The organism is Acuticoccus sediminis (assembly GCF_003258595.1).
Lineage (GTDB): Bacteria > Pseudomonadota > Alphaproteobacteria > Rhizobiales > Amorphaceae > Acuticoccus > Acuticoccus sediminis.
Genome location: NZ_QHHQ01000007.1, coordinates 124,657 through 148,911, shown reverse-complemented (window position 1 = coordinate 148,911; position 24,255 = coordinate 124,657). Strand labels below are relative to the sequence as shown.

Here is a 24,255-nt window from a genome sequence, read left to right as displayed (position 1 = left end):
TCGGGGAAGTTAACCACACTGCAATGAATTCCGGATCGCATCAGGCGATGGTTGAGCCGTCATGCGTCCAGAGTGTGCCCGTGCCTCAAGCGTCCGTCCTCGGTGTCGATCAATCGCTTTCCGGCCGTCGCTGGATGCGCCGTCTCGATGAAGCCGGAGAGCGCACGGCGCTCGCCCTCGCCCAGCGGCACGGACTGCCGGAGATCCTCGCCCGCGTGCTCGCGGGGCGCGGCGTCACCCTCGACAACGCCGGGCGCGAGCTCGCCCCGACGATCCGCGACCTGATGCCCGACCCGTCGAGCCTGACGGACTGCGACACCCTCGTCGGCCGCCTCGCCGACGCCGTCGACCGCAACGAGCGCATCGTCATCTTCGCCGACTACGACGTTGACGGCGCGACCTCGGCGGCGGTCGTCTCTCGCACCCTCTCCCACCTCGGCGCCACGGCGAAGATCGTCATCCCCGACCGGCTGACCGACGGGTACGGCCCCTCGGTTCCGGCGATGGAGCAGCTCGCCGACGACGGGTGCGAGGTTCTCCTCTGCCTCGACTGCGGCGCGGGCGCGATCGTGCCGATCGAGGCCGCCAAGCGCCGCGGCCTCACGGTGCTGGTGATCGACCATCACCCGGTGAACGAGCTGGCGCCGGCGGACGCCGTCGTAAACCCGAACCGGGGCGACGACCTCTCCGGGCTGTCCGAGTGCGCCGCCGTGGGCGTCTCGTTCATGGTGATGGTCGCGCTGATGCGCGAGATGCGCCAGCGCGGGCGCTTCGCGGGCAAGGCCGAGCCCAGCCTGATGCCACTGCTCGACTGTGTCGCGCTCGGCACGGTCGCCGACGTCGTGCCGTTGTCGCCGCTGAACCGCGCCTTCGTCACTCGGGGGCTCGTCGCGTTGCGCCGGCGGGACAACATGGGCCTCGCCGCGCTGACGACGGTCGCGCGCCTCGGCGGCCCGGTCGATGCCGGCCACCTCGGCTACGTGCTCGGCCCGCGGATCAATGCGGGCGGGCGCATTGGCCAGTCCGGGCTCGGCGCGCGGCTCCTGACGAGCGACGACCCGGCCGAGACGGAAGCCATCGCCGCCGAGCTCGACCGCCTCAACCAGGAGCGCCGGGCGCTCGAGACCACGGCCCTCGCCGAAGCCACCGCGCTGGTGGACGAGAGCGCTCCGGTGCTCGTCGTCGCGGGGCCCTGGCACCCGGGCGTCGTCGGCCTCGTCGCGGCCCGGCTGAAGGAGCGCTTCCGCCGTCCGGCCGTCGCCATCGGCCTGACCGGCGAGGCCGGCACCGGTTCCGGCCGCTCGATCCCCGGCGTCGACCTCGGCGCCGCGATTCGCGAGGCCGCGGCCGACGGTCTCCTCATCAAGGGCGGCGGCCACGCGATGGCGGCCGGCCTCACCGTCGCCCCGGAGCGCGTCGCCACGCTTACCGCGTGGCTCGAGGACCGCCTCGGCTCGGTGGTGCGCGAGGCCATGGCCACCGACACGCTGAAGATCGACGCCATCGCCGCGCCGGGTGCCATCGACGAGCCGCTCGCCCGGCTCCTCACCGACCACGGCCCATGGGGCGCCGGCCGGCCGAAGCCCGTCATCGCGCTCGACGCCGCGCATGTGGAGCATGTGATGCCGGTCGGATCGGGCGAATGCCTCAAGCTGCGCCTCGCGGGCCGTGCCGGACCGGGGATCGACGCGATGCTGTTCCGCTCCGCCGGCCCGGTCGGCGAGCGGCTGCGTGCCGCGCGCGGCAGCTCCGTCAACGTCGCCGTCGAGGTGACGCACGGCGCCTTCCGCGGCGTCCCGCGCGCCGAGATCTCGATCGTCGACGTCGCCGAGGTCCGCGCCGCCGTCCGCCACGCGGCCTGACGCGGCGTCCCCCTCGCGATCGGGGCCCCGCGCTCAGGCGCCCAGCAGGCGTCGCACGGTGGCGAGCAGCCACTCGTCCCGGCCCGCCGCGGCGACGAACTGGACGGAAAGCCCGTCGACCGGCGCGACGACCACGGGCAGTCCGGCGATGTTGAACATCTCGGTGAGGCGGATGTTGGCGTTGGTGATCGGCACCACCTCGCCGCGCAACACCACCGTCTCGGCCTGCCGCGCCGCCGGTGCCATCGGCAGCGTGGGGAGGATCAGGACCTGGTCGGGCGCCATCGCCGCACGCCAGACCGCCCGCGCGCGCTCGCAGATCCTGCGCGCCTCGGCGAGGTGGGAGGCCGACAGCGTCGCCGCGTAGGCGAGCCCCGAGGCCGACAGCGGCGGGAAGAGATAGGGCGCCCTCCCCCAGTCCTCCCGGTGGACGGCGAGGGCGTCGGCGCAGACGAGGTCCGAATGCGCGATCGCGACCGGCTCGTACGGCAGCGGGCTCGCAAACGGCGCCGCACCGAACGCACGGGCGATGGGCGCGAACGTCTCGGCGACGAACACGTCCGCCGCCCCCAGCTCGTCCACGGCGAAGGTCAGGCGCGCCGGCGCCGCGTCGACGCCGTCCCAGCGGTCGACCAGAAAAGGCGCGACCGGGGCGAGGTCGCCGAGCGTGCGCGCCATCACGCCGACGACGTCGAACGCGGGGGAGAGCGGCAGGACGCCGTCCATCTCGGCCCGCTCGTTCGTCGGCTTGTAGGATGTGAGGTCGCAATAGGCGGCGGGGATGCGGACCGATCCGCCGGTGTCGGTGCCGAGGCCGATGTCCGCGAGGCCTGCCGCCACCGCGGCGGCCGAGCCGCCGCTGGAGCCGCCGACCGCGCGGCCGGGATGGCGCGGGTTGGCGACAGCCGCCGTCATCGTGCCGAACCCCGCCTCGTCGGTCGCCGTGCTCCCGACGACGGCGTAGCCGGCCTCGCGGAACCGGGTGACGACCCGGGCGTCCCGCGAGGCGCGCCGGCCGGCCCGCACGGGCAGACCGGCCGTCTGGAGGAGCCCTTCCACCGCGATCATGTCCTTGACCGCGAGGCGGGGCCCCGGTCCCGGTTCCGGGACGAGATCCACGAAGGCGTTGAACGGATCCTTCGGGGTCATGTCGCCTTTCGAAACGCCCGCCGCCTCAGGCCGGCAGGAACTTCGAGAAGTCCGTGTGGCGCGCCCGGATCGTGCGCACGGTGCCGTGGAAGGACCGCATCACGATCGTTTCCGTCTCGATATAATCCGGGTGGAACCGCACGCCGCGCACGAGGTTGCCGTCGGTCACGCCGGTCGCGGAGAAGTACACGTCGCCGGAGGCCATCTCCTCGTGTGTATAGATCTTGTCCGGATCGGAGATGCCCATCTTTTCAGCGCGGCTGCGGCGCTCCTCGTTGTCGAGGATGAGCCGGCCCTGCATCTGGCCGCCGACGCAGCGCAGCGCAGCGGCCGCGAGCACGCCTTCCGGCGCGGCGCCGATGCCGATGTAGAGGTCGATCCCCGACTCGAGCGGGTTCGTCGTGTTGATCACGCCCGCGACGTCGCCGTCCGAGATGAGACGCACGGCCGCACCCGTCTTCCGCAGCTCGTCGATGAGCTGGGTGTGGCGCGGCCGGTCGAGCACGCAGGCCGTGACCTCGGCCGGCGGCACGCCCTTCTCCCGCGCGACGCGGCGGACGACCTCGTCCGGCGGCATGTCCAGCTCGAGAAGGCCGTCCGGATAGCCGGGGCCGATGGCGATCTTCTGCATGTAGACGTCGGGCGCATGGAGAAGCGCGCCACCGTTCGCGAGCGCGAGCGTCGCGATGGAATTCGGCATGTCCTTGGCGCAGAGCGTGGTGCCCTCGAGCGGGTCCAGGGCGATGTCGACGCGGTGACCGCCGGTGCCGACGGCTTCACCGATGTACAGCATCGGCGCCTCGTCGCGCTCGCCCTCGCCGATCACGACGATGCCCTCGATGGCAAGGCGGTTCAGTTCTCGCCGCATGGCGTCGACCGCAGCCTGGTCGGCCGCTTTCTCGTCGCCACGACCGCGCAAACGCGCCGCCGCCACGGCAGCACGTTCGGTGACACGCATGACCTCGACGGTCAGGACGCGGTCGAGCGCGTCCTCATGCGGCGTTTTCTCTTCAGACATGAGCTTTATGTCGTCTCCGCTCCTCGGATGTGGTTCCTTGTGCCGCGTTGTCCGGCTCGGTGCAATCGTTCGCGTACAACCGAACTGCATCAACACCTTGCATCATGCCCAACAGGGCAGCTCCGTGACGAAAGCGATCATTTCGACCACAACATTGCCGTAAAATACCATAGCGCATCGGAGTTTCCGGTACGCGATGGACTTCGTCCTCATCATCGCGCATGCACACAATCCAGTTCCAGCGACACGAATCCCTTGTCGAGCGGGCCCAATGTTCATCTACAGTGCCTTCGACCGGCCCGACGCGCCGCCGGTCTACACCGCCGAAGCCCTCGTCTCCGCCCGCTCCCTGCGCCGCTATACCGACAAGCCCATCCGCCTGCTGACGAGCCGGCCGGATCTCGTCGAGGCGCTCGCCCGGCGTCCGGACTTCCCGTTCACGGACATCGTCCCGCTCGAGGGTGACGAGCTGCCGAAGGCCTTCAAGATCCGCTCGATCGGCACCATGGCCGGGTCCGACTGCATCTTCCTCGACACCGATACCGTCATCTACGACGACATCAGCCGCGTCTTCGAGTTCGGCGCGTTCGACATCGCGGGGGTCCACATGCCCTACCACCGCGAGGAGATCGTCACGATGGCCGACGCCGTCGACAAGGAGTCGCGGCGCTACTACGCCCTCAACTCCGGCGTGCTCTTCATCCGAGGCGCCTTCGCGGGGCCGATTTCCGAGGCGTGGGGCGAATCCTTCGCGAGGGCCGCGGCGCGGCACGGGCCGCAGATCATGGACCAGCCGCAGCTCGTCAACGCCCTGCTGAAGCTGAAGCCGGACCTCTGGCCGCTGTCGCAGAACTACAACTACCGCCTCATGTACGGCGGCGTCGTCAGCGGCACGATCTTCGTCGTCCACACGCACTATCGCCGCGACGTCGCGCGGATCATCAAGGCCGACTTCGACACCGGCATGATGGACCGGCTGATCGAGCGCATCGGCTTCATCAACGCCTCGGTCGAGAAGGTGACGCTGCCGCCGGTCAGCATGCAGACGGTGCCGCGCCACAAGCTGAGCCGGCACCGCCCCCGCTCCGGCCTCGCGTGGGCCCTCGGCCCGATCCGCCGCCGCCTCGGCGCCACGGGATAGGCCGGGTCGAGCCGAAAGGTCGCGGGGCTCGGGCTTCACCGAGGAACAGGGGGCGCCGCCCCGGGCGCTCAGAGCGTCTGGGCGATGCGGATGACGTGCGGCTTGCGCACGACGATGCCCTCCGCCTCGATGGCCGCGAGGGCGCGGTTCAGCGCAGACTCGTCCGTCGGATAGGTGACGAGGACGACGGTCTGCTGGTCCAGCGGGGGCAGGTGCTCGGGCCGGTGCGGCGTCTTCTGGACGATCTGCTCCAGGCTGATCCCCTCCGCGGCCATGTTCTTGGCGAGCGCCGCGAAGGCGCCGGCGCGGTCGGCGATGGGGAGGCGCACGTAGAACGCGCCCCGGTGACCGCCCGCCTGCGGCTTCCTGAACGGCAGCAGCGAGGACGCCGGGCGCCCGAGCGGGCGCGGCGCAAGGCCGCGCGCGAGGTCGGTGAGGTCCGACACGACCGCCGAGGCCGTCGCCATCCCGCCCGCTCCGGGGCCGGACAGCACCAGCTCGGTGAATGCCTCGCCGCGGATCGACACGGCGTTGGTGACGCCCGACGTCTCCGCGAGGGCCGAGCCGCGCGGCACCATCGTCGGGTGGACGCGCTGGTCGACGCCGTCCTCGGTCATCGTCGCGATGCCGAGGAGCTTGATGCGGAAGCCGAGCTCGGCCGCGGCGGCGATGTCCGCCGGCTCGATGCCGCGGATCCCCTCGATGTTCATCGCCCCGGCGTCGATCTCGGTGGTGAAGGCGATCGAGGCGAGGATCGCCAGCTTGTGAGCGGTGTCGAAGCCGTCGACGTCGAACGTCGGATCCGCCTCCGCGTAGCCGAGGCGCTGGGCGTCGGCGAGGCACTCGTCGAAGCCGATGCCTTCCGCCTCCATCCGGGTCAGGATGTAGTTGCAGGTGCCGTTCATGATGCCGAGAACGGAGCTGATCGGCACGCCCGCCAGCCCGTCGCGCACGGTGCGGATCGCGGGGATGGCGCCCGCCACCGCGGCCTCGTAGAGGAGCGGCACGTTCGCCCCTTCCGCCATGCCGACGAGCCGCATGCCGTGCTCGGCCAGGAGCGCCTTGTTGGCGGTGACGACCGCCTTGCCCGACGTCAGCGCCGCCTCGACCGAGGCGAGCGCCGCGCCCCCCGCCCCGCCGATGAGCTCGACGAAGACGTCCGCGTCGCAGCCCGCCATCTCGACCGGGTCGTCGAACCACCGGGCGCCGGAGAGGTCCACGCCGCGTTCGCGCGTGCGGTCGCGTGCGGAAACGGCGACCACCTCGATGTTGCGGCCCGAGCCGCCATGGGTCGGCTCGGCCTGGAGCAGCTTGATCGTGGACGCGCCGACCGTCCCGAGGCCGGCGATGGCGATTTTGAGCGTTTCGGTCACGGGCACCTTCTGAACATCGTGCGGACTCTGAAGATGCGACATCAAACGCATTCCGCCCGCGAAGGCCAGCGCCCAGAGCGCGATGTGCGCAATCCGGGCCGGATTGTCGGCGCGACGCCGCGCCGGTCGCGGTGGCCGGGCGGCGACGGAGGTCCGTTGGCGAGGGTGTCGGGGCTTGCGCGGGCGCAGGTGGAGCGGGTGGTCCGGAGATCGACCGCAGCGTGGGCGGCGCAGTCAGCGTCGCCCAGCCCGCGTTGAGGATCGGCCCGAGGGAGACGGCTGCCCCCCTCCGGCCCGGGCGCCGGCCCCGCCCTGGGGGCGCGGCCGGGCGTTGCGTCCTGCCGGCGGCAGGACGGGCGGGGTCAGCGCGCGGCGGACATCGGCACGACGTTGTGGTGCCGGTCGAGGAACTTCTTCACGCTGCGGGCGGCCTGGCGGATGCGCTGCTCGTTCTCGACGAGCGCGATACGCACATGGCCGTCGCCGTGCTCGCCGAAGCCGATCCCCGGTGCCACCGCGACGGAGGCCTCCTCCAGGAGCTGCTTGGAGAACTCGAGGCTGCCGAGATGGGCGAGCTGCTTGGGGATCGGCGCCCAGGCGAACATCGACGCTTCGGGGGACGGGATTTCCCAGCCCGCGCGGGCGAACGAATCCACCAGCGCGTCACGGCGCTTGCGGTAGATGTCGCGCACCTCGGCGATGCACTCGTCACCGCCGTTGAGCGCCGCCGTCGCGGCGACCTGGATCGGCGTGAAGGCGCCGTAGTCGAGGTAGGACTTCACGCGGGCGAGCGCGGCGATCAGCCGCTCGTTGCCGACGGCGAAGCCCATGCGCCAGCCCGGCATGGAGTAGGTCTTCGACATCGACGTGAACTCGACGGCGACGTCCTTCGCGCCCTCGACCTGGAGCACCGACGGCGGCGGCGTGTCGCCGAAGTAGATCTCCGAGTAGGCGAGGTCCGACAGCACCCAGATGTCGTGCTTCTTCGCGAAGGCGACGACGTCCTTGTAGAAGTCGAGGTCGGCGATGTGCGCGCCCGGGTTGGACGGGTAGCACAGCACCATCGCGATCGGCTTCGGCACCGAGTGGACAACGGCCCGCTCGAGCGCGCGGAAGAACTCCTCGCCCGGCTCGGCCGGGATCGAGCGGGTCGACCCGCCGGCCATCAGGAAGCCGAAGGCGTGGATCGGATAGGACGGGTTCGGCGTCAGCACCACATCGCCCGGCGCGGTGATCGCCTGGGCCATGTTGGCGAAGCCCTCCTTGGAGCCGAGCGTCGCCACGACCTCGGTGTCCGGGTTGAGCTTCACGCCGAAGCGGCGCGCGTAGTAGCCCGCCTGGGCCCGGCGCAGGCCGGGGATGCCCTTCGAGGCGGAGTAGCGGTTGGTGCGCGGCTTCGAGACGGTCTCGACCAGCTTGTCGCAGATCGCCTGCGGGGTGGGCAGGTCGGGATTGCCCATGCCGAGGTCGATGATGTCGGCCCCGTTCGCGCGCGCCGCCGCCTTGAGGCGGTTAACCTCCTCAAACACATAAGGTGGAAGCCGGCGGATCTTATGGAATTCTTGCACCGGTGGCATCGCGACAACTCCGAACGTTTATTGCGAAATACAGCGTCCCACACTCCCGGCGCAACGGGTGCGCCGGAGAATCAGTTCGGTCCGACCGTGCGCGGCGCGGGTTCGTCCGGATTGATCGGACGGCCCGGGTCAACCTGCGGCGCAGGGCTTGCCTCGGACTGGCCGTCGGACAAGGTCTCGCGCGAGCTGCCCGCAGCGATGCGGTCGCGCACGTCGTCGGGGTTCGACGGCGCCACCGCGTCGCCGGCGGAGCTGCTGCTCGCCTGGATGCGACGGCGCATGTCTTCGGTCTGGGCGTTCGCCTTGGCGCGCATCTCCGCCGCGAAGCTGCCGCGGTCGATCGAGGCCGTGCGGGCCCGCGAGTAGGCGCCCTCGGCGGCAACGGCTTTCTTCGCCTGCTCGACCTTGTGCGGGTCGCGCGGCACCCCCGGCACGCTCGCCGGATCGGCCCAGATGTTCGGGAAGCCGTCTTCCGTCTTCGCGGCCGCCTGCGACGGCAGCACCGTGGCCGGTTGCTCGGGCAATGGAATCAAGGGCGCAGCCGGGTCCGTGTAGCAACCCGACAGGGTTACCGCCAGCAGACCCCAAACCGCCCACAGAGCCCTCACTCGACACCTCGAAACGGGTTATTTTGCAAGTACGCGACCAATCTGACGCCTTTTTCGGTTCACCCTGTTGGCAACCGACACGTGACGTCCCATGAGTGACCATTAAAAGGAAGAATGGGCGGTAAATAAGTGATAGCGGAGGAGCTCGGAGATGGCAGTTCGTGATGTGAGCGACACACCGCGCGATCCAGTGCTGAATTATATCGTCGATAATCCCGAAGAGTTCGCGAAGAACCTGACCGTCATGCTGGGTCACGCGAACGAGGCCATCGCGGCCTACGTCGCCCCCATGCACCAGGGCGAAATCAAGAACGACCGCACCGACGAGATCGCGGAGTGGATCCGCACCTTGTCCCGCGTCACCCACTACTGGATGGCCGACCCCGCGCGGGCGTTCGAGGCGCAGGCCCGCCTGGCGAAGGACTGGACCGCCCTCTACGCCAACGCCATGCGCCGCATGGCCGGCGAGGACGCCGAGCCGGTCGCGAGCCCGGAGCCGGGCGACAAGCGCTTCACCGACAAGGACTGGTCCGCCGTCCAGTTCTTCGACTTCATCAAGCAGGGCTACCTGATCACGACCCGCTGGGCGCAGAGCCTCGTCGACGACACCGACGACCTCGACGAGCACACCCGTGCCAAGGCGGCCTTCTACGTCAAGCAGCTCTCCGCTGCGCTCTCCCCGTCGAACTTCATCTTCACCAACCCCGAGCTGCTGCGCGAGACGGCGAGCCGGTCGGGCGAGAACCTCGCGCTCGGCATGAAGATGCTGGCCGAGGACGTCGCGCGCGGCAAGGGCGAGCTGCGCCTGCGCCAGTCGGACCCGAACAAGTTCGAGGTGGGCGTCAACGTCGCCGTCACGCCCGGCGACGTGATCGCCGAGAACCGCGTGGCCCAGCTCATCCAGTACCAGGCCGCGACGAAGGAGGTGGCGAAGGAGCCGATCTTCATCGTCCCGCCGTGGATCAACAAGTTCTACATCCTCGACCTCAACTCCGAGAAGTCGATGATCCGGTGGCTCACCCAGCAGGGGCACACCGTGTTCGTGCTGTCCTGGGTGAACCCGGACGAGGCGCTCGCCCACCACGACTTCGTCAGCTACATGCGCGAAGGGATCCTCTGGGGCCTCGACCACGTCCTCAAGGCCGCGAAGACCGACAAGACCGACATCGTCGGGTACTGCGTCGGCGGCACGCTCCTCGCGATGACGCTCGCCTACATGGAGCGGATGGGCGACAAGCGGATCAACACCGCCACCTTCCTGACGGCGCAGATCGACTTCACCCACGCCGGGGACCTGAAGATCTTCGTCGACCGCGACCAGCTCGCCGCGCTCGAGCGCAAGATGGACCAGAAGGGCTACCTCGAGGGGTCCTCCATGGCGACGGCGTTCAACATGCTGCGCGCCAACGACCTTATCTGGCCGTACGTCGTGAACAACTACATCAAGGGCAAGGACCCCTTCCCCTTCGACCTGTTGTTCTGGAACTCCGACGCGACGCGCATGCCGGCCGCGAACCACAAGTTCTACCTGCGGAACTTCTACCTGAAGAACCTCTTCGCCAAGGGCGAGCTGGAGGTGGACGGGATCAAGCTGTCGCCGGCCAACATCAACGTGCCGGTCTTCAACGTCGCCACGAAGGAAGACCACATCGCCCCGGCCCTGTCGGTCTACACCGGCAACAAGCTGCTGGGCGGCGAGGCGAAGTTCGTGCTGACGGGGTCCGGCCACATCGCCGGCATCGTCAATCCGCCGGACAAGAACAAGTACCAGGTCTGGGTGGACGGCGACGACTCCGGCACGCTGGAGCGCTGGATGGACACCGCACGGGAGGTCAAGGGCTCCTGGTGGCCGCTCTGGGACAGGTGGCTCACCGAGCACCGCTCGGGCGAGACGGTGCCGGGCCGTCCGCCCGGTGGCGGCGTCTACAATTCGATCGAGGCCGCGCCCGGCCGTTACGTGCGCATGCGCTACTGAGCGGCCACCGGGCTTTCGGGCGGTGTGCCCAAGCGCCGCCCGAGCCCGTCAGATCAGGAACGAGAAGACCAGCCAGAACGCCACCAGGAAAGCGAAGGCGAACGTGAACGTCGCCCACCTGGGGAAGCGGTAGCGGCGGATCCGCTCGCCCAGGAGATTGCACAGGAGCGCGAGCCCCAGGTAGCGGATCGACCGGCTGACGAGGATCGCCGCGAAGAAGGTCGGGAACCCAAGCTCCGACGCGCCGGCCCCCAGTGTCGCGAGCTGCAGCGGCGCCGGCCCCAGCGAAATCATGAACACCGCCCAGAAGTAGCCGCCCTGCGACAGCTCGTTGAGCGTCGACTCGTAGCTCTGCTGCAGGCCGAAGCGGTCCAGCAGCGGCTGGACCACCGGCTCGAACAGCAGATTGCCGAGGACGTAGAAGATCGACGAGCCAATGAGGCAGCCGACGAGGGCGGCCGCCGCGATCGACCATGCGCGCCGCGGCCAGGCGATCATCAGCGGCATGATGATCGCCTCGAGGGGGATCGGCACCACGGTGCTCTCCCCCATCGACAGGACCCCGACGCCCACCCGCGAATTGGCGAGACGTTCCGACCCCCGGCTGACCGGGTTGTCCTCGGCCGCGTTCGCCTTGATGTCGACGGGGGTGCCTTCGGTGGGAGCGACGTTCTGCATGCCCATCCAAACCTTGACGAGCAACACTCGGTTCCCGCGGGGCGATTCAGTCGCAGGGCGCCCGCAGGGGGCGCCCTCGAGGACGGTTACGGGAAGAGGGCGAGCTGCTTCAGCCCGGTCGTCTCGTCCAGACCGCACATCACGTTCATGTTCTGCACGGCCTGCCCGGAGGCGCCCTTCACGAGGTTGTCCAGCGTCGAGATGACGATGGCCCGGCCCGGCCGCCGGTCCGCCACCACGCCGAGCCGCGTGAAGTTGGAGCCCCGGACGTGGCGCGACTGCGGCACCTCGCCGAACGGCAGCACGTTGACGAAGTACTCGGAGGCGTACCGCTCGGCGAGGGTCGCGTGGATCGCCTCGGGGTCGCCCGTCACGTAGATCGTCGCGTAGATGGCGCGGTTGATCGGGATGAGGTGCGGCGTGAACGTCGGCGCCACCGAGACGCCGGCCGCCAGCGACAGCTCCTGGTCCAGTTCGGCCGTATGCCGGTGGTTGCCGACGGAGTAGGCGTGGAAGCCCTCCGCCACCTCGGAGAAGAGCGTCGCCACCTTGGCGGCGCGCCCGGCCCCGGTCACTCCCGACTTGGCGTCGACGACGATGTTGTCGGTGTCGATGACGCCGGCGCCGACGAGCGGGATCAGCGGCAGGAGCGCCGTCGTCGTGTAGCAGCCCGGGTTGCCGACCAGCCGTGCCCCGGCGATCGCCTCGCGGTGGATCTCGGTGAGGCCGTAGACCGCCTCGGTCTGAAGCGCCTCCGCCTGGTGGGCGTGGCCGTACCAGTGCTGGTACATCGCCGGGTCCGACAGGCGAAAGTCGGCGGAGAGGTCGACGACCTTGAGGTCGGGCCTGGTCTCGAGCGCGGCCTTCAGCGACGTCTGCGTCGTGCCGTGCGGCAGGGCGCAGAAGAGGACGTCGACGGGCGCAAGGTCGAGGTCGGCGATCGTCGTCAGGCGCGGCAGGTCGTAGGCGGCGAACTGTGGGAACACGTCCGCCATCGCCTTGCCGGCGTTGGACTCGGCGGAGAGAGCGGTGATCTTCACGTCCGGGTGGACGGTGAGCAGACGGATAAGTTCGGCGCCCGTGTAGCCGGAGGCGCCATAGATCGCGACGGAGAGAGTCATGTCGGTCTCGCTAGGGAAGAGGTGGAGCGGCAGGTGACCGGCGGCCGGCCGGCCGCACATGGGACGATGAGCGGCACGACCCGACGGAAGCCGTCAGGTCCCGGCCGCTCTAGCGGGTCCGTCGTCGTCGACCCGGCGCTCGAAGCGCTGCTCTCCGACACCACCGTGCCATTTGTCCTCACCCGTCTCGGCCACCAGGCGGAAGCCGTGGCTCTCGTAGAGATGCCGCGCGGCGTCGAGCCCCGCGAACGTCGTCAACCACACGAGCCTATAGCCGCGCTCGTCCGCGAAGGCCAGTGCGTGGGACAGAAGAAGGCGCCCGACACCAGTGCCGCGCGCCGCGTCGCTGACGATGAACCACCTGAGGCGCGCCACCTCCCCGTCCGCCCCGTCGCCGCCGGTGATGGTGCGGTCGAGGGTCGCCGATCCGGCGAGCGTGTCGCCGATCCAGGCGGTGAGGAAGAGGTCCCTGTCGCCGTCCATCCGGGCGACGAAGGTGCCGAGCCCCGCGGCGACGTCCGCCTCGAAGCGCGAAGAAAAACCCCAGTTCGCGGCGTAGTAGGCGCCATGGAGGCGCACCACTTCGCCGATCGAACCGGGGCGATATCGATCGAGCCGGACAGCGTGTTCCACGTGCCCGGCTCCGGTCTCGTCAGCGCTTCGAGAACTGGAACGAACGGCGGGCCTTGCGGCGGCCGTACTTCTTGCGCTCGACGACGCGCGAGTCGCGGGTCAGGAAGCCGACGCGCTTCAGGACCGGGCGCAGGCCCGGCTCGTAGTGCGTGAGCGCCTTGGAGATGCCGTGACGCACGGCACCGGCCTGGCCGGAGAGGCCGCCGCCGGAGACGGTGCAGATGATGTCGAACTGGCCCTCGCGCTGCGTGATCAGCAGCGGCTGGCGGATGACCATCTGCAGCACCGGACGGGCGAAGTACTCTTCCATCGGCTTGCCGCTGACAACGATGCGGCCGGAGCCCGGCTTCACCCACACGCGGGCGACGGCGTCCTTGCGCTTGCCGGTGGCATACGCGCGGCCGTACTGGTCGAGCTTCTGGACATGGACCGGGCCGGTCTCTTCCGGCGCAACGTCCTGCCCGATGGCGGAGCCCAGGTCCTCGAGGGACGAGACAGTGGTGTCGCTCACCAGGTCCTCACATTCTTCTTGTTCTGCGCGGCGAGATCGACCGACACGGGCTGCTGCGCCTCGTGGGGATGCTCGGGACCTGCGTACACGCGAAGGTTCTTCATCTGCTGACGGCCGAGCGGGCCGCGGGGCATCATGCGCTTCACGGCCGCCTCGATGACACGCTCGGGGAAGCGCCCTTCGAGGATCTGCTTGGCCGAGCGCTCCTTGATGCCGCCCGGATAGCCGGTGTGCTTGTAGTACATCTGCTGCTCGATCTTGCGGCCGGTGAAGACCACCTTGTCGGCATTGATGACAATGACATTGTCACCGCAGTCCACGTGCGGCGTGAAGTACGGCTTGTTCTTACCGCGGAGACGAAGCGCGATCTGCGAGGCGAGACGGCCCACCACCAGATTGGTGGCGTCGATCACCACCCACTGCTTCTCGATCTCCGCAGGCTTTGCGGATTGGGTATACATGACGAACGATCCGATGAGGAAAGACGGGCCACGCGAACGCAGCGTGGCGCGTATGTGTCGGTTCGCTCGCAGTTCGTCAAGAAGAATTTATTACCCCAATAAAATCAGTTACTTACGATAACGGTATCAGGATACCACGGCTACATCCGCCGCAGGCATGGCGTATGTCATCGTGCAGTGGGCGAGGAGTGCGTCGCCGGCGAACGCCTCCGCGACGATGACCGACAGCCGCCGGCCCGGCTTCACCACCGTCGCCACCAGACGGATCGGCGCGCCCGGCGCCCCCGCGCGCAGGAACGAGATGTTGAGGTTGGTCGTCACCGCCATCTTCGCCTCGGCGGTCAGCGACAGCAGCGCGGCGTAGGCGGCGGCGTCGGCCAGCGTCATCAGGGCCGGTCCGGAGACGATTCCGCCGGGGCGAAGGTGCGGGTCGCCGGGCGTCAGGACCAGCGTCGCGACGCCGTCATGCGCGGCCTCGACGACGATGTGACCGGAGCCGAAGACCTGCGGAAACTCGCGGGCGAGGTAGTCCTGAACGTCGGGGAGATGCATTGACTGGCGCGCAGATTGGATTGAAGTTCAAGCCCATGAACGCTCCCCTAAGAGAGACGCCGGTGGAAACGCCCCAGGTCCTGATCGAAGACGCGGGCCGTGTCCGCCGCATCGTGCTCAATCGCCCCGCGCAGCGCAATCTTTTGACGCCCGAGATGATGACGGCCGTCAAGGACGCGCTCGACGCGCCGGGCGCGCGCGTCATCGTCATCGCCAGCGACGGGCCGGCATTCTGCGCCGGGCACGACATGAAGGCGATGGCGTCCCACCACGCCGATGCGGACGGGGGCAGGGCCTACTTCACCGCCCTCTTCAACCAGTGCTCGGACATGATGCTGGCGATCGCCAACGCGCCGCAGCCGGTGATCGCGGAGGTCCACTCCGTGGCGGTGGCGGCCGGCTGCCAGCTCGTCGCCGCCTGCGACCTCGCGGTGGCGGCCGACACGGCGAAGTTCGGCACCACCGGCGTCACCTTCGGCCTCTACTGCTCGACCCCGGCGGTGCCGCTCGTGCGCGCGGTGCCGGACAAGCACGCCGCCGAGCTCCTCATGACCGGCGACATCATCGACGCGGCACGCGCCGAGCGCATCGGCCTCGTCAACCGCGTCGTCCCGGCGGCGGAGCTGACCGAGACGACGATGGCGCTGGCGCACCACATCGCGACGAAGTCGGCGGCGGTCCTCTCGATCGGCAAGCGCACGGCGCACCAGCAGCAGAGCCTGCCGCTCGCCGACGCCTACGCGGTCGCCGCCGATGCGATGGTCGAGAACCTCCTCCTCGCGGACGGGCGCGAAGGCCTCGACGCCTTCGCCAAGAAGCGCCACGCCGACTGGCAGGACAAGTAGGACCAGGTAGGACACCATGCTGACCCTCTTCACCGCGCCGGGGACATGCGCCCTCGCGACCCACATCGCGCTCGCCGAGGCCAGCGCGGACTATGCCCTGCGCCGCGTCAAGTTCGCCGAGAACGAGCAGCGCTCGCCGGAATACCTGACGATCAACCCGCTCGGCCGCGTCCCCGCGCTCGTCACCCCGGACGGCGCCCTCACCGAGACGCCCGCCCTCCTCGTCTTCGTCGCGCAGACGCACCCGACGGCCAGGCTCGCGCCGCTCTCCGACCCGGTGGCGTTCGCCAAGCTCCAGTCGTTCAACAGCTACCTCGCCTCGACGGTCCACGTGGCGCACGCGCACCGGCCGCGCGCCTCCCGCTGGGCGGACGACGCGGCGGCGATCGAGGCGATGCGCGCCAAGGTCCCCGAGACGATGACCGCCGCCTTCACGCTGATCGAGAACGCCCTCGAGGGCCCGTGGGTGCTGGGCGAGCAGTACTCGGTCTCGGACGGCTACCTCTTCACCCTGACCCGTTGGCTCGCGAGCGACAGCGTCGACGTCGAAAACTTCCCCAAGGTGAAGGCCCACCACGACCGGATGGCCGAGCGCCCCGCCGTCAAGCGCGCCCTCGCCGAAGAGGCCGCCCTCTAGCTCTCCCGCTGGTTCGCGCCCCGCATCGCGGCCGGTCCCGGCCGGAACCGGCGGGCCCTGTTGTGGGTCGCGCGGTCTCGGCCGCCGTCCCGATCCCCCTCCGGAGTTGTGCCGGCGGACCTGACGGGGCCTATGCGGCGTGGGCGGCGCGTTCGGCCGCGGCCCTCGCGTTGTTGCGGGTCTTGTAGGAGCCGATGTGCGTTCCGTCGACGTAGCAGAGCCAGAGGCGGTAGCGCCCTGCCCCGGCCTGCATCATCCAGAGGGTCCGCCCGTTGAGCTCGCCGTGCCAGCCCCACCGCATGTCGATCCACTCCGCCGTCTCGGGCCGTGGCGCGGCATCTTCCGGCGGGTCGGTGCCGGACGCCCGGCCGGCGGGCAGCGCGAGCGTGGGGCGCCCGGTCACGCGGACCGGGACGGGCACCTCCGCCGCCCCGCGCACGGCGGGCTCGAAGTGGCGCTGCAGGATGGTCAGCACCGCGAAGGCGAAGAACCCCGCGAAGCCGAACAGGACGTCATGAAGGACGGCGCGTTCGGCAATGGTATCCAACACTTGGATCAGCGCGATATTGTCACTCGCCAGAGCGGACCGCGCGTCCACATATCGAACCAGGCGCCCCCCGGCGTACACCCAGAAGAATGCCCCACCGGCGAACAGGACATAGCGAAACAGGGTAAGCACGACCGTTGCTCCCGCCGATGACCGCCCACGCGGAAATCGTACAACGAAGCCGCAATCTAAAATAGAGGAAATGTAGCGCATCTATGGCCAATCACGACCGCTATGATGACGCGCTCGTCGAGGGCATCCTCGCCGACACCAGGACCATCGCCATGGTCGGCGCATCGACGAACCTCAACCGGCCCTCCGCCTTCGTGCTCAAGTACCTCGTCGAGAAGGGATATCGGGTGATCCCGATCAACCCCGGCCATGCCGGCAAGGCGATCCACGGGCAGACCGTGGTCGCCTCCCTCGCCGACCTCGCGGAGCCGGTCGACATGGTCGACGTCTTCCGCAGCTCGGACGCGGTGCCGGGGGTCGTCGACGAGGTCCTGGCGATGCCGGTGAAACCGAAAGTTTTGTGGCTGCAGCTCGGCGTGCGCAACGACGAGGCGGCCGAGCGGGCGGAAGCGGCCGGCATCACGGTCATCCAGAACCGCTGTCCGAAGATCGAGTACGGGCGCCTCTCGGGCGAGATCGGCTGGGCGGGGGTCAACTCGCGCCGCCTGTCGTCGAAGCGGCCGGCGCGGCTGGAGGGCTTCCAGCGCCTCGCCATCGGCGGCCGGAAGCGCGACGGCTAGGTCAGCACCCCGCGTGCGATCGAGCGCGGACGAGATGCTCCATCCTGCACAAGCGTGAGCGCGCAGGGCGCCGGCCCCCACTCCGGACCCGGAGCGGACCGCGACCTAGCTGGCGGCCGCCCGCAGGGCCGTCACCCTCGCCTCGATGTCGTCGATCGGCATCGCCAGCGGGTGCAGGGGCACGTGGATCGTCCCCTTCTTCAGACGGGCATTGCGCGACGCGAAGCGCTCCGCCAGCGGCACCGGGTCGGGCTGGACGATCGCCTCCGCCAGCGGCACGGACGGAACGATGACCAGCGTCGACAGGCGCATGGTGCGCAGCGCGTGGTGCTCGAACCTGAGGTCCGCCACCTTGTCCCACGGCAGGATGCCGAAGCGGGCGACATAGATCCCGTTGACGTCCGCCCCGAGCTGCGGACGGCGCGTGTCGACGGTGGGCCAGAAGTAGAGCGCCATCGCCGTGCCGACGAGGCTGATCAGCAGGAAGACGGGCGTCCCGTTCACCACCGTCGCCAAGACGCCGATCAGCGTCATCACGCCGCCGCCGTAGACCATCAGATCGCCGGAGTGCGCCTTGTAGCCGGTGGCGAAGGCGCGCGGCATCTGCGGTTCCCGATCCGGGCGCGGATGGTCGGGGGGCAGCGCGTCCATCCCGGGCTCATCCATCCGCCGAGACCGGCTCCGTTCCGGAGATCGTGATCCCGAAGCCTTCCAGACCGACATAGCGCCGGTCGGTCGAGGCCAGCAGGTGGATCGAGCTGACGCCGAGGTCGCGCAGGATCTGCGCCCCGAGGCCGATCTCGCGCCACTCCCGCACGCGGGCCTGGGCGCTGGCGTGAGCCTCGTCCTTGTCGGCCATCGCTGCGGACGCCGCCACGCCGACGCCGCCGTCGCGCAGGTAGACGAGGACGCCGCGTCCCATAGCCTGGAAGCGCTCGACCATCGCCCGCGGAACCGCAGGGCCGAACACGTCGTCGACCACGTGCTCGCGCGTCAGACGCACCGGCACGTTGGCCCCGTCGCGGATGTCGCCGATGACGATCGCCAGGTGCTGCAGCGGGTCGAACGGGGTCTTGTAGGTTACGACGCGGGCGGAGCCGGACGGCAGCGGGCGCAGCTCGTCGATGACCCGCTCGACCAGACGCTCGTGACGCTGGCGCCAGGCGATGATGTCGTTGAGCGAGATCTGCACGAGGCCGTGCTTCTCGGCGAACTCGCCCACCGCGGCGCCGCGCATGACGGTGCCGTCGTCGTTGACGAGCTCGGACAGGACGCCGACCGGGGCGACGCCCGTCAGCAGGCAGAGGTCGATCGCCGCCTCGGTGTGGCCCGAACGGATGAGCACCCCGCCCTCGCGCGCGATCAGCGGGAAGATATGGCCCGGCCGCACGAAGTCGCCCGCCCCGGAGTTCGGGTTGGCGAGGGCGCGCACGGTGTTGCAGCGCTCCTCCGCCGCGATGCCGGTGGTCAGGCCGTGCTTCACGTCGACCGACACGGTGAACGCGGTGGCGAGGGGGGCGTCGTTGTCGGCCACCATCGGCGCGAGGCTCAGCCGGCGCGCGGAGTCGCGCGTCATCGGCGCGCAAATGATGCCCGACGTGTGGCGGATCATGAACGCCAGCTTCTCCGGCGTCGCCAGGGACGCCGCGCAGATCAGGTCGCCTTCGTTCTCTCGATCGTCATCGTCGGTGACGACCACCAGCTCGCCGCGCTCGAAGGCGCGTAGCGCCGCGGCCATCCGGCCCGCCATGTCGCTCAACTCGATTCTCCCGAACCAACCACCCCACGACGGGGTGTACACCGTCCGCTTAGACCAGTGTGCGCTGCAACACCACTAGGTGACAGAATTGAGCGCGCTGTGCCGGCCGGCATTTGCGATTTTCTGCCGCAGGTGTATGTACCGCGCCTCCTCCGGCGCATGGTCACGATCATGAACTACGCGATCTTCCTGCCGGCCTGCTTCGCACTCAACCTGACGTTCGGGCCGAACAATCTTCTGGCACTCACACATGGCGCGCAGTCGGGAATCGGCTTTGCGCTCCGCGCGGGCATCGGCCGCCTCCTCGTCTTCATCCCGATGATCGTCCTCTCGGGACTGGGGCTCGGGATCGTCCTGTCGGCCTCGGCGACCGCCTTCACGGTCCTGAAGCTGATCGGCGCGGTCTACCTCATCTGGATCGGCATCAGGATCGTGCGCGCCGCGAAGGTGACGGCGCAGGCGAAGATGTCGCCGCTGACCGCCCGCGAGAGCTTCATGCGCGAGGCGCTGACCGCGGCGGGGAATCCGAAGGCCGTGCTGATCTTCGCGGCCTTCCTGCCCCAGTTCGTCCCCGCGGACGCCTACGCCTCGGGCTACGCCATCGTCGGCTCGCTGTTCCTGGCGCTGGAGTTCGTGGCGATCGGCATCTACGCCGCGATCGGGCGCCTCGCCGCGTCGTTCGCCGGCTCGAAGCTGCACTGGATGCAGCGGGTGTCGGGGTTCGGGATGATCCTCTTCGGGATGCTGCTGATGCTGGCACGGCGTCCGGCAGCCGCCTGACGGACCGCCCGGCGCCGCGCGACCGCGGCGCTTACCCGATCTGCCCGCGGTGGCGCAGGAAGTGGTCGGCGAGGACGATGGCCATCATCGCCTCGCCCACCGGCACGGCGCGGATTCCGACGCACGGGTCGTGACGGCCGGTGGTGGAGACGTCCACCTCCTCCCCGTCGCGCGTCACCGACTGGCGCGGCGTGCGGATCGACGACGTCGGCTTCACGGCGAAGCGCGCGACCACCGGCGCGCCGTTCGAGATGCCGCCGAGGATCCCGCCCGCGTGGTTGGACAGGAAGACCGGACCGTCGTTGCCCCGGCGCATCTGGTCGGCGTTCTCCTCGCCGGAGAGGCGCGCGGCCTCGAACCCGTCGCCGATCTCGACGCCCTTCACGGCGTTGATCGACATCAGCGCCGAGGCGAGGTCGGCGTCGAGCTTGCCGTAGAGCGGCGCGCCCCACCCGGGCGGCACGCCTTCCGCGACGATCTCCACCACCGCGCCCACCGAGGAGCCGGCCTTGCGCACCTCGTCGAGGCGCGTCGCCCAGCGCTCGGCCGCGGCCGCGTCGGGGCTGAAGAAGTCGTTGTCGTCGACGATGGAGAAGTCCCGCGCCTCGGCCCTGTCGCCGCCCATCTCCACCAGCGCGCCACGGATCGCGATGTCGGGGATGACCGCGCGCGCGATGGCGCCGGCGGCGACGCGCACCGCCGTCTCGCGTGCCGACGAGCGCCCGCCGCCGCGATAGTCGCGGATGCCGTACTTGGCGTCGTAGGTGTAGTCGGCGTGGCCCGGGCGGTAGCGGTCGGCGATCCTGGAGTAGTCCTTCGAGCGCTGGTCCACATTCTCGATGTAGATCGCGATCGGCGTTCCGGTGGTGACGAGCCCGTCGTCCGTCTCCATCACGCCGGACTTCAGCTCCACGGTGTCCGGCTCGCGGCGCTGGGTGGTGTGGCGGCTCCGGCCGGGGCGGCGGCGGTCCATGTAGCCCTGGATCGTCGCCAGATCGAGGCGGATTCCCGGGGGGCAGCCGTCGACGATCCCGCCGATGGCCGGGCCATGGCTCTCGCCGAAGGTCGTCAAGCGGAAGAGGTGGCCGAAGGTGTTGTGGCTCATCGTCTCGTGGCTGGTACTGAACGGGAATGCGCCGGAGCTCGTCGCCCCGCGCCGCGCCCCGTTCGCCTATCATCTGGGACCCGGCGCGTCACCGCAAAAGGGCGCCGGCGGCGGTCAGAAGCTCTCGACCGTCTCGTTCGTGAAGATGAAGACGCGGTCCTGCGGCACCGGAAGGCTCGGCACCTCGTGCCAGGGCGTGCCGCAGAGGTGGCCGAAGAGCACGCGGTGCACGCCGCCGTGGGTGACGGCGACGGTGTCCCGGTCGATCGTCTCAAGCCACTCGCCGACGCGCTCGGCAAGCTCGGCGTAGGTCTCGCCGCCGGGCGGGCGGAAGCTCCACTTGTCCTTCTTGCGCGCCTTCACCAGCGTCTCCTGCCCGTTGCGGCGGAGCTCGTCGTAGGTGAAGCCCGACCAGTCGCCGAAGGCGACCTCGCGCAGCCGGTCGTCGGTCGCCCAGTCCCCGCCGAGGGCGAGCTCGGAGCGGATCCGGCCCATGGTCTCGCGCGAGCGGCCGAGCGGCGAGGAGACGTAGGCGAGGCTCGCCGGCCTCACGCCCTCGTCCGCCAGCCGCGCCCGGAGGCGGCGGCCGTTCTCGTTCGCCTGCCCCTGCCCGATCGCGTTGATCGGAATGTCGAGCTGGCCCTGCAGGCGGCCGACGACGTTCCAGTCGGTCTGCCCGTGGCGGATGTGAATGAGACGGACGCCGTCCGGCAGCATCGCGCTCAGCTGTCCGAGACGGCCTTGGTGATGTCCGGTGCGTCGACGGCCTTCATGCCGACGACGTGGTAGCCGGAGTCGACGTGGTGGATCTCGCCGGTGACCCCGCGCGAGAGCGGCGACAGCAGGTAGGCCGCGGCGCCGCCGACCTCCTCGATGGAGACGGTCTTGCGCATCGGCGCGTTGTACTCGTTCCACTTGAGGATATAGCGGAAGTCGCCGATGCCGGACGCCGCGAGCGTCTTGATCGGCCCCGCGGACAACGCGTTGACGCGGATGCCGGACGGCCCGAGGTCGGCCGCGAGGTAGCGCACCGACGCCTCGAGCGCGGCCTTGGCGACGCCCATCACGTTGTAGTGCGGCATCACCTTCTCGGCGCCGTAGTAGGTGAGCGTCAGCAGCGAGCCGCCTTCGGCCATCAACGGCTCGGCCCGGCGGGCAATGTCGGTGAACGAGTAGCAGGAGATGAAGAGCGACTGCTTGAAGTTCTCGGCGCTGGTGTCGACGTAGCGGCCGGTCAGCTCGTTCTTGTCGGAAAAGGCGATGGCGTGAACGAGGAAGTCGATCGACCCCCACTCGCTCTTCACGGTGTCGAAAACGGCGTCCATCGAGGCCGGATCGGTCACGTCGAGGTGGCCGAAGATCTTCGCGTCCAGGGACTCCGCCAGCGGTTCGACACGCTTCTTCAGCGCATCGCCCTGGTAGGTCATCCCGAGCTCGGCGCCCTGCTGGCGCGCAGCCTGGGCGATCCCCCAGGCGATGGACATCTTGTTCGCGACCCCGAAAATCAGTCCGCGTTTACCCGCGAGAATGCCGGAGCCGTTCATTAGGAGTGCCTTTGGGTCGTAAGGTGCGGACAAGTCCGCGAAGGACGTCCTACATAAAGGCGCCCCACTGGCCAAGCAAGCGGAGCCGCGCCGATGTCCGAGGTCTCAACCGAAACACGCACCAGCGCTATCGCAGAATTTCGGAACGCCATCGTCGGTCACCTCGGCTCGGACGTGATTCTGGACGACCCCGACAGGTTGGCGCCGTATCTCATCGAACGTCGAAGTTTGTATCACGGCAGCGCGCCATTTGTGTTGCGACCCCGCGACACGGCGGAGGTTTCGGCGATCGTGCGGCATGCCGCGCGGCTCGAAATCCCCATCGTTCCACAGGGCGGCAACACCGGTCTCGTCGGCGGCCAGATCCCGATGGACGGGGAGGTCCTCCTGTCGCTCGACAGGATGACGGCGATCGCCGACGTGAACGTGGACGGCTCCTGCGTGACCGTGGAGGCCGGGGCGATCCTGTCGGACGTGCACGAGGCGGCCGACGCGGTCGGGCTGATGTTCCCGGTCTCGCTCGCCTCGAAGGGGTCGGCGCGCATCGGCGGGCTGATCTCGACCAACGCCGGCGGCGTCGGCGTCCTCGCCTACGGCAACATGCGCGACCAGATCCTCGGGCTCGAGGTGGTGCTGCCGGACGGGCGCATCTGGAACGGACTGCGCGCGCTGCACAAGGACAACGTCGGCTACGACCTGAAGCACCTCTTCATCGGCGCCGAGGGCACGCTCGGCGTGGTGACGCGGGCGGTCCTGAAGCTGGTGCCGAAACCCCACGTGCTGGACGTCGCGATGGTCGGCGTGGAATCGCCCGCGACCGCGCTCACGCTCCTGTCCATGATGCGCGCCGCGCTCGCCGACGCGCTGACGGCGTTCGAGCTCATCCCCGCAATCGGCCTCGAGATCGTCTCGCGCCACAAGCCCGATACGCGCCAGCCCTTCGCCGAGACGCCGCCCTGGGCGGTGCTGATCGAGGCCTCGACCTTCCTGCCCGAGCGGCCGATGCGCGACGTCCTGGAGCAGGTGCTGATGCGCGCCTACGAGCAGGGGATCGTGTCGGACGCGGTGGTCTCGCAATCGCTCGGCGAGGCGCGGGAGCTGTGGCAGATCCGCGAGCTGATGAGCGAGTCGCAGGGCGTCCTCGGCGGCTCGATCAAGCACGACGTGTCCGTCCCGGTGGCGGAGGTGCCGGCCTTCCTGGCCGAGGCGACGGCGGCGGCGCTCGCCGTGATCCCGGGCGCCCGGCCGGTGCCCTTCGGCCATCTCGGCGACGGCAACATCCACTTCAACATTTCCCAGCCCGAGGGCGCGGACAAGGCCGCCTTCCTCGGCCGCTGGGCGGAGATGAACGAGGCGGTGCACGCGGTCGTGCGCCGCTACGGCGGGTCGATCGCGGCGGAGCACGGCGTCGGGCGGATGAAGCGCGACCTCCTTCCCACCGTCCGCGACGAGGTGGAGCTCGACATGATGCGCGCGGTCAAGGACGCGTTCGACCCCAAGGGCCTGATGAACCCCGGCCGCCTCCTCCCGGCCCGCTGACCCGCTCCGCGCCGGCACCCGGACCGCGAGACGATCCCCCGGGCCGCATCCGCGGGCACGGCCCGAGCCTGTTCCCTGGTGAAGCCGG

25 protein-coding genes are annotated in these 24,255 nt (G+C 69.7%); 8 read left to right on the top strand and 17 right to left on the bottom strand.

The features are described 5' to 3' along the window. The first annotated feature begins 134 nt into the window (after positions 1 to 134). Positions 135 to 1,862 (top strand): single-stranded-DNA-specific exonuclease RecJ, encoded by a 1,728-nt coding sequence (recJ, locus tag DLJ53_RS26485; RefSeq protein ID WP_226578661.1) that lies wholly within the window; start codon positions 135 to 137, stop codon positions 1,860 to 1,862. 33 nt (positions 1,863 to 1,895) lie between these two features. On the opposite strand, the gene DLJ53_RS26480 is transcribed toward recJ, so the two are convergent. Beyond that, positions 1,896 to 3,011 carry an amidase family protein gene (locus tag DLJ53_RS26480; protein ID WP_111351037.1) on the bottom strand — a complete coding sequence of 372 codons (1,116 nt, stop codon included), beginning with the start codon at positions 3,009 to 3,011 and terminating at the stop codon, positions 1,896 to 1,898. Positions 3,012 to 3,036: 25 nt separating this feature from the next. Next, on the bottom strand, positions 3,037 to 4,029 hold the full coding sequence (gene glpX / locus DLJ53_RS26475) for a class II fructose-bisphosphatase (protein ID WP_111351035.1): 993 nt from the start codon (positions 4,027 to 4,029) through the stop codon (positions 3,037 to 3,039). A gap of 271 nt (positions 4,030 to 4,300) precedes the next feature. On the opposite strand from glpX, the gene DLJ53_RS26470 reads away from it, so the two are divergent. Then, the gene (locus DLJ53_RS26470) at positions 4,301 to 5,170 is read left to right on the top strand and encodes a glycosyltransferase family protein (protein ID WP_111351033.1); all 870 of its coding nucleotides are present in this window, start codon (positions 4,301 to 4,303) and stop codon (positions 5,168 to 5,170) included. Between the two features lie 68 nt (positions 5,171 to 5,238). Here DLJ53_RS26470 and DLJ53_RS26465 read toward each other — a convergent pair whose 3' ends face one another. From DLJ53_RS26465 to DLJ53_RS26455, 3 genes are all read right to left on the bottom strand, one after another. Further along, a complete protein-coding gene (locus DLJ53_RS26465) occupies positions 5,239 to 6,543 on the bottom strand; it encodes a homoserine dehydrogenase (RefSeq protein WP_111351367.1) in 1,305 nt (434 codons plus the stop codon). A gap of 362 nt (positions 6,544 to 6,905) precedes the next feature. After that, a complete protein-coding gene (locus DLJ53_RS26460) occupies positions 6,906 to 8,111 on the bottom strand; it encodes an LL-diaminopimelate aminotransferase (protein ID WP_111351032.1) in 1,206 nt (401 codons plus the stop codon). Between the two features lie 80 nt (positions 8,112 to 8,191). Continuing rightward, positions 8,192 to 8,728, bottom strand: a complete 537-nt coding sequence (locus tag DLJ53_RS26455) for a hypothetical protein (RefSeq protein ID WP_146620097.1) — start codon at positions 8,726 to 8,728, stop codon at positions 8,192 to 8,194. A gap of 151 nt (positions 8,729 to 8,879) precedes the next feature. On the opposite strand from DLJ53_RS26455, the gene DLJ53_RS26450 reads away from it, so the two are divergent. Beyond that, the gene (locus tag DLJ53_RS26450; RefSeq protein ID WP_111351029.1) at positions 8,880 to 10,703 is read left to right on the top strand and encodes a PHA/PHB synthase family protein; all 1,824 of its coding nucleotides are present in this window, start codon (positions 8,880 to 8,882) and stop codon (positions 10,701 to 10,703) included. Positions 10,704 to 10,751: 48 nt separating this feature from the next. Here DLJ53_RS26450 and DLJ53_RS26445 read toward each other — a convergent pair whose 3' ends face one another. The 6 genes from DLJ53_RS26445 to DLJ53_RS26420 all read right to left on the bottom strand — a co-directional run bounded on the left by DLJ53_RS26445 (position 10,752) and on the right by DLJ53_RS26420 (position 14,659). Further along, positions 10,752 to 11,405 carry a YqaA family protein gene (locus tag DLJ53_RS26445; RefSeq protein ID WP_111351028.1) on the bottom strand — a complete coding sequence of 218 codons (654 nt, stop codon included), beginning with the start codon at positions 11,403 to 11,405 and terminating at the stop codon, positions 10,752 to 10,754. Positions 11,406 to 11,467: 62 nt separating this feature from the next. Beyond that, on the bottom strand, positions 11,468 to 12,502 hold the full coding sequence (gene argC, locus DLJ53_RS26440; RefSeq protein ID WP_111351365.1) for an N-acetyl-gamma-glutamyl-phosphate reductase: 1,035 nt from the start codon (positions 12,500 to 12,502) through the stop codon (positions 11,468 to 11,470). A gap of 93 nt (positions 12,503 to 12,595) precedes the next feature. Then, positions 12,596 to 13,135 (bottom strand): GNAT family N-acetyltransferase, encoded by a 540-nt coding sequence (locus DLJ53_RS26435; protein ID WP_202913365.1) that lies wholly within the window; start codon positions 13,133 to 13,135, stop codon positions 12,596 to 12,598. A gap of 19 nt (positions 13,136 to 13,154) precedes the next feature. Continuing rightward, positions 13,155 to 13,646, bottom strand: a complete 492-nt coding sequence (gene rpsI / locus DLJ53_RS26430; RefSeq protein ID WP_111351026.1) for a 30S ribosomal protein S9 — start codon at positions 13,644 to 13,646, stop codon at positions 13,155 to 13,157. Beyond that, positions 13,643 to 14,107, bottom strand: a complete 465-nt coding sequence (gene rplM, locus DLJ53_RS26425; RefSeq protein WP_111351025.1) for a 50S ribosomal protein L13 — start codon at positions 14,105 to 14,107, stop codon at positions 13,643 to 13,645. The genes rpsI and rplM overlap by 4 nt, the downstream gene beginning before the upstream one ends. Before the next feature lie 126 nt (positions 14,108 to 14,233). After that, positions 14,234 to 14,659 (bottom strand): PaaI family thioesterase, encoded by a 426-nt coding sequence (locus DLJ53_RS26420; protein ID WP_111351023.1) that lies wholly within the window; start codon positions 14,657 to 14,659, stop codon positions 14,234 to 14,236. 62 nt (positions 14,660 to 14,721) lie between these two features. Between DLJ53_RS26420 and DLJ53_RS26415 the strand changes: the two genes are divergently transcribed. Next, the gene (locus tag DLJ53_RS26415) at positions 14,722 to 15,504 is read left to right on the top strand and encodes an enoyl-CoA hydratase (protein WP_319005089.1); all 783 of its coding nucleotides are present in this window, start codon (positions 14,722 to 14,724) and stop codon (positions 15,502 to 15,504) included. 16 nt (positions 15,505 to 15,520) lie between these two features. Further along, on the top strand, positions 15,521 to 16,141 hold the full coding sequence (locus tag DLJ53_RS26410; protein WP_111351022.1) for a glutathione S-transferase family protein: 621 nt from the start codon (positions 15,521 to 15,523) through the stop codon (positions 16,139 to 16,141). A 130-nt stretch (positions 16,142 to 16,271) separates the two neighbouring features. Here DLJ53_RS26410 and DLJ53_RS26405 read toward each other — a convergent pair whose 3' ends face one another. Further along, on the bottom strand, positions 16,272 to 16,820 hold the full coding sequence (locus DLJ53_RS26405; protein WP_146620096.1) for a hypothetical protein: 549 nt from the start codon (positions 16,818 to 16,820) through the stop codon (positions 16,272 to 16,274). A gap of 83 nt (positions 16,821 to 16,903) precedes the next feature. Here DLJ53_RS26405 and DLJ53_RS26400 point away from each other — a divergent pair, with 83 nt between their 5' ends. Then, complete coding sequence (locus DLJ53_RS26400) at positions 16,904 to 17,440, top strand: CoA-binding protein (protein WP_111351018.1); 537 nt, start codon at positions 16,904 to 16,906, stop codon at positions 17,438 to 17,440. Positions 17,441 to 17,545: 105 nt separating this feature from the next. On the opposite strand, the gene DLJ53_RS26395 is transcribed toward DLJ53_RS26400, so the two are convergent. Then, positions 17,546 to 18,091, bottom strand: a complete 546-nt coding sequence (locus DLJ53_RS26395; RefSeq protein ID WP_111351016.1) for a hypothetical protein — start codon at positions 18,089 to 18,091, stop codon at positions 17,546 to 17,548. A 7-nt stretch (positions 18,092 to 18,098) separates the two neighbouring features. Continuing rightward, positions 18,099 to 19,190 (bottom strand): 3,4-dihydroxy-2-butanone-4-phosphate synthase, encoded by a 1,092-nt coding sequence (gene ribB, locus DLJ53_RS26390; protein WP_111351014.1) that lies wholly within the window; start codon positions 19,188 to 19,190, stop codon positions 18,099 to 18,101. Positions 19,191 to 19,370: 180 nt separating this feature from the next. Here ribB and DLJ53_RS26385 point away from each other — a divergent pair, with 180 nt between their 5' ends. After that, entirely contained in the window at positions 19,371 to 19,979 is a 609-nt protein-coding gene (locus DLJ53_RS26385) for a LysE family translocator (RefSeq protein WP_211100684.1), read from the top strand. A gap of 31 nt (positions 19,980 to 20,010) precedes the next feature. Here DLJ53_RS26385 and aroC read toward each other — a convergent pair whose 3' ends face one another. From aroC to fabI, 3 genes are all read right to left on the bottom strand, one after another. Then, complete coding sequence (gene aroC / locus DLJ53_RS26380) at positions 20,011 to 21,084, bottom strand: chorismate synthase (protein ID WP_111351012.1); 1,074 nt, start codon at positions 21,082 to 21,084, stop codon at positions 20,011 to 20,013. A 114-nt stretch (positions 21,085 to 21,198) separates the two neighbouring features. Then, positions 21,199 to 21,801: a histidine phosphatase family protein gene (locus tag DLJ53_RS26375; protein WP_111351011.1), complete on the bottom strand. Its 603-nt coding sequence runs from the start codon at positions 21,799 to 21,801 to the stop codon at positions 21,199 to 21,201. A 5-nt stretch (positions 21,802 to 21,806) separates the two neighbouring features. Continuing rightward, positions 21,807 to 22,628 carry an enoyl-ACP reductase FabI gene (gene fabI, locus DLJ53_RS26370; protein ID WP_111351009.1) on the bottom strand — a complete coding sequence of 274 codons (822 nt, stop codon included), beginning with the start codon at positions 22,626 to 22,628 and terminating at the stop codon, positions 21,807 to 21,809. A gap of 93 nt (positions 22,629 to 22,721) precedes the next feature. On the opposite strand from fabI, the gene DLJ53_RS26365 reads away from it, so the two are divergent. Then, on the top strand, positions 22,722 to 24,167 hold the full coding sequence (locus DLJ53_RS26365; RefSeq protein ID WP_111351007.1) for an FAD-binding oxidoreductase: 1,446 nt from the start codon (positions 22,722 to 22,724) through the stop codon (positions 24,165 to 24,167). The last annotated feature ends 88 nt before the right edge of the window (positions 24,168 to 24,255 follow it).

Coding starts and splice junctions, on each gene's coding strand:
- fabI (WP_111351009.1), bottom strand. CDS start 22,628: ATGAACGGCTCCGGCATTCTCGCGGGTAAACGCGGACTGATTTTCGGG.
- DLJ53_RS26395 (WP_111351016.1), bottom strand. CDS start 18,091: ATGGACGCGCTGCCCCCCGACCATCCGCGCCCGGATCGGGAACCGCAG.
- DLJ53_RS26375 (WP_111351011.1), bottom strand. CDS start 21,801: ATGCTGCCGGACGGCGTCCGTCTCATTCACATCCGCCACGGGCAGACC.
- DLJ53_RS26365 (WP_111351007.1), top strand. CDS start 22,722: ATGTCCGAGGTCTCAACCGAAACACGCACCAGCGCTATCGCAGAATTT.
- DLJ53_RS26470 (WP_111351033.1), top strand. CDS start 4,301: ATGTTCATCTACAGTGCCTTCGACCGGCCCGACGCGCCGCCGGTCTAC.
- DLJ53_RS26385 (WP_211100684.1), top strand. CDS start 19,371: ATGAACTACGCGATCTTCCTGCCGGCCTGCTTCGCACTCAACCTGACG.
- rplM (WP_111351025.1), bottom strand. CDS start 14,107: ATGTATACCCAATCCGCAAAGCCTGCGGAGATCGAGAAGCAGTGGGTG.
- aroC (WP_111351012.1), bottom strand. CDS start 21,084: ATGAGCCACAACACCTTCGGCCACCTCTTCCGCTTGACGACCTTCGGC.
- argC (WP_111351365.1), bottom strand. CDS start 12,502: ATGACTCTCTCCGTCGCGATCTATGGCGCCTCCGGCTACACGGGCGCC.
- DLJ53_RS26420 (WP_111351023.1), bottom strand. CDS start 14,659: ATGCATCTCCCCGACGTTCAGGACTACCTCGCCCGCGAGTTTCCGCAG.
- recJ (WP_226578661.1), top strand. CDS start 135: ATGCGCCGTCTCGATGAAGCCGGAGAGCGCACGGCGCTCGCCCTCGCC.
- glpX (WP_111351035.1), bottom strand. CDS start 4,029: ATGTCTGAAGAGAAAACGCCGCATGAGGACGCGCTCGACCGCGTCCTG.
- ribB (WP_111351014.1), bottom strand. CDS start 19,190: ATGGCGGGCCGGATGGCCGCGGCGCTACGCGCCTTCGAGCGCGGCGAG.
- DLJ53_RS26450 (WP_111351029.1), top strand. CDS start 8,880: ATGGCAGTTCGTGATGTGAGCGACACACCGCGCGATCCAGTGCTGAAT.
- DLJ53_RS26410 (WP_111351022.1), top strand. CDS start 15,521: ATGCTGACCCTCTTCACCGCGCCGGGGACATGCGCCCTCGCGACCCAC.
- DLJ53_RS26480 (WP_111351037.1), bottom strand. CDS start 3,011: ATGACCCCGAAGGATCCGTTCAACGCCTTCGTGGATCTCGTCCCGGAA.
- DLJ53_RS26400 (WP_111351018.1), top strand. CDS start 16,904: ATGGCCAATCACGACCGCTATGATGACGCGCTCGTCGAGGGCATCCTC.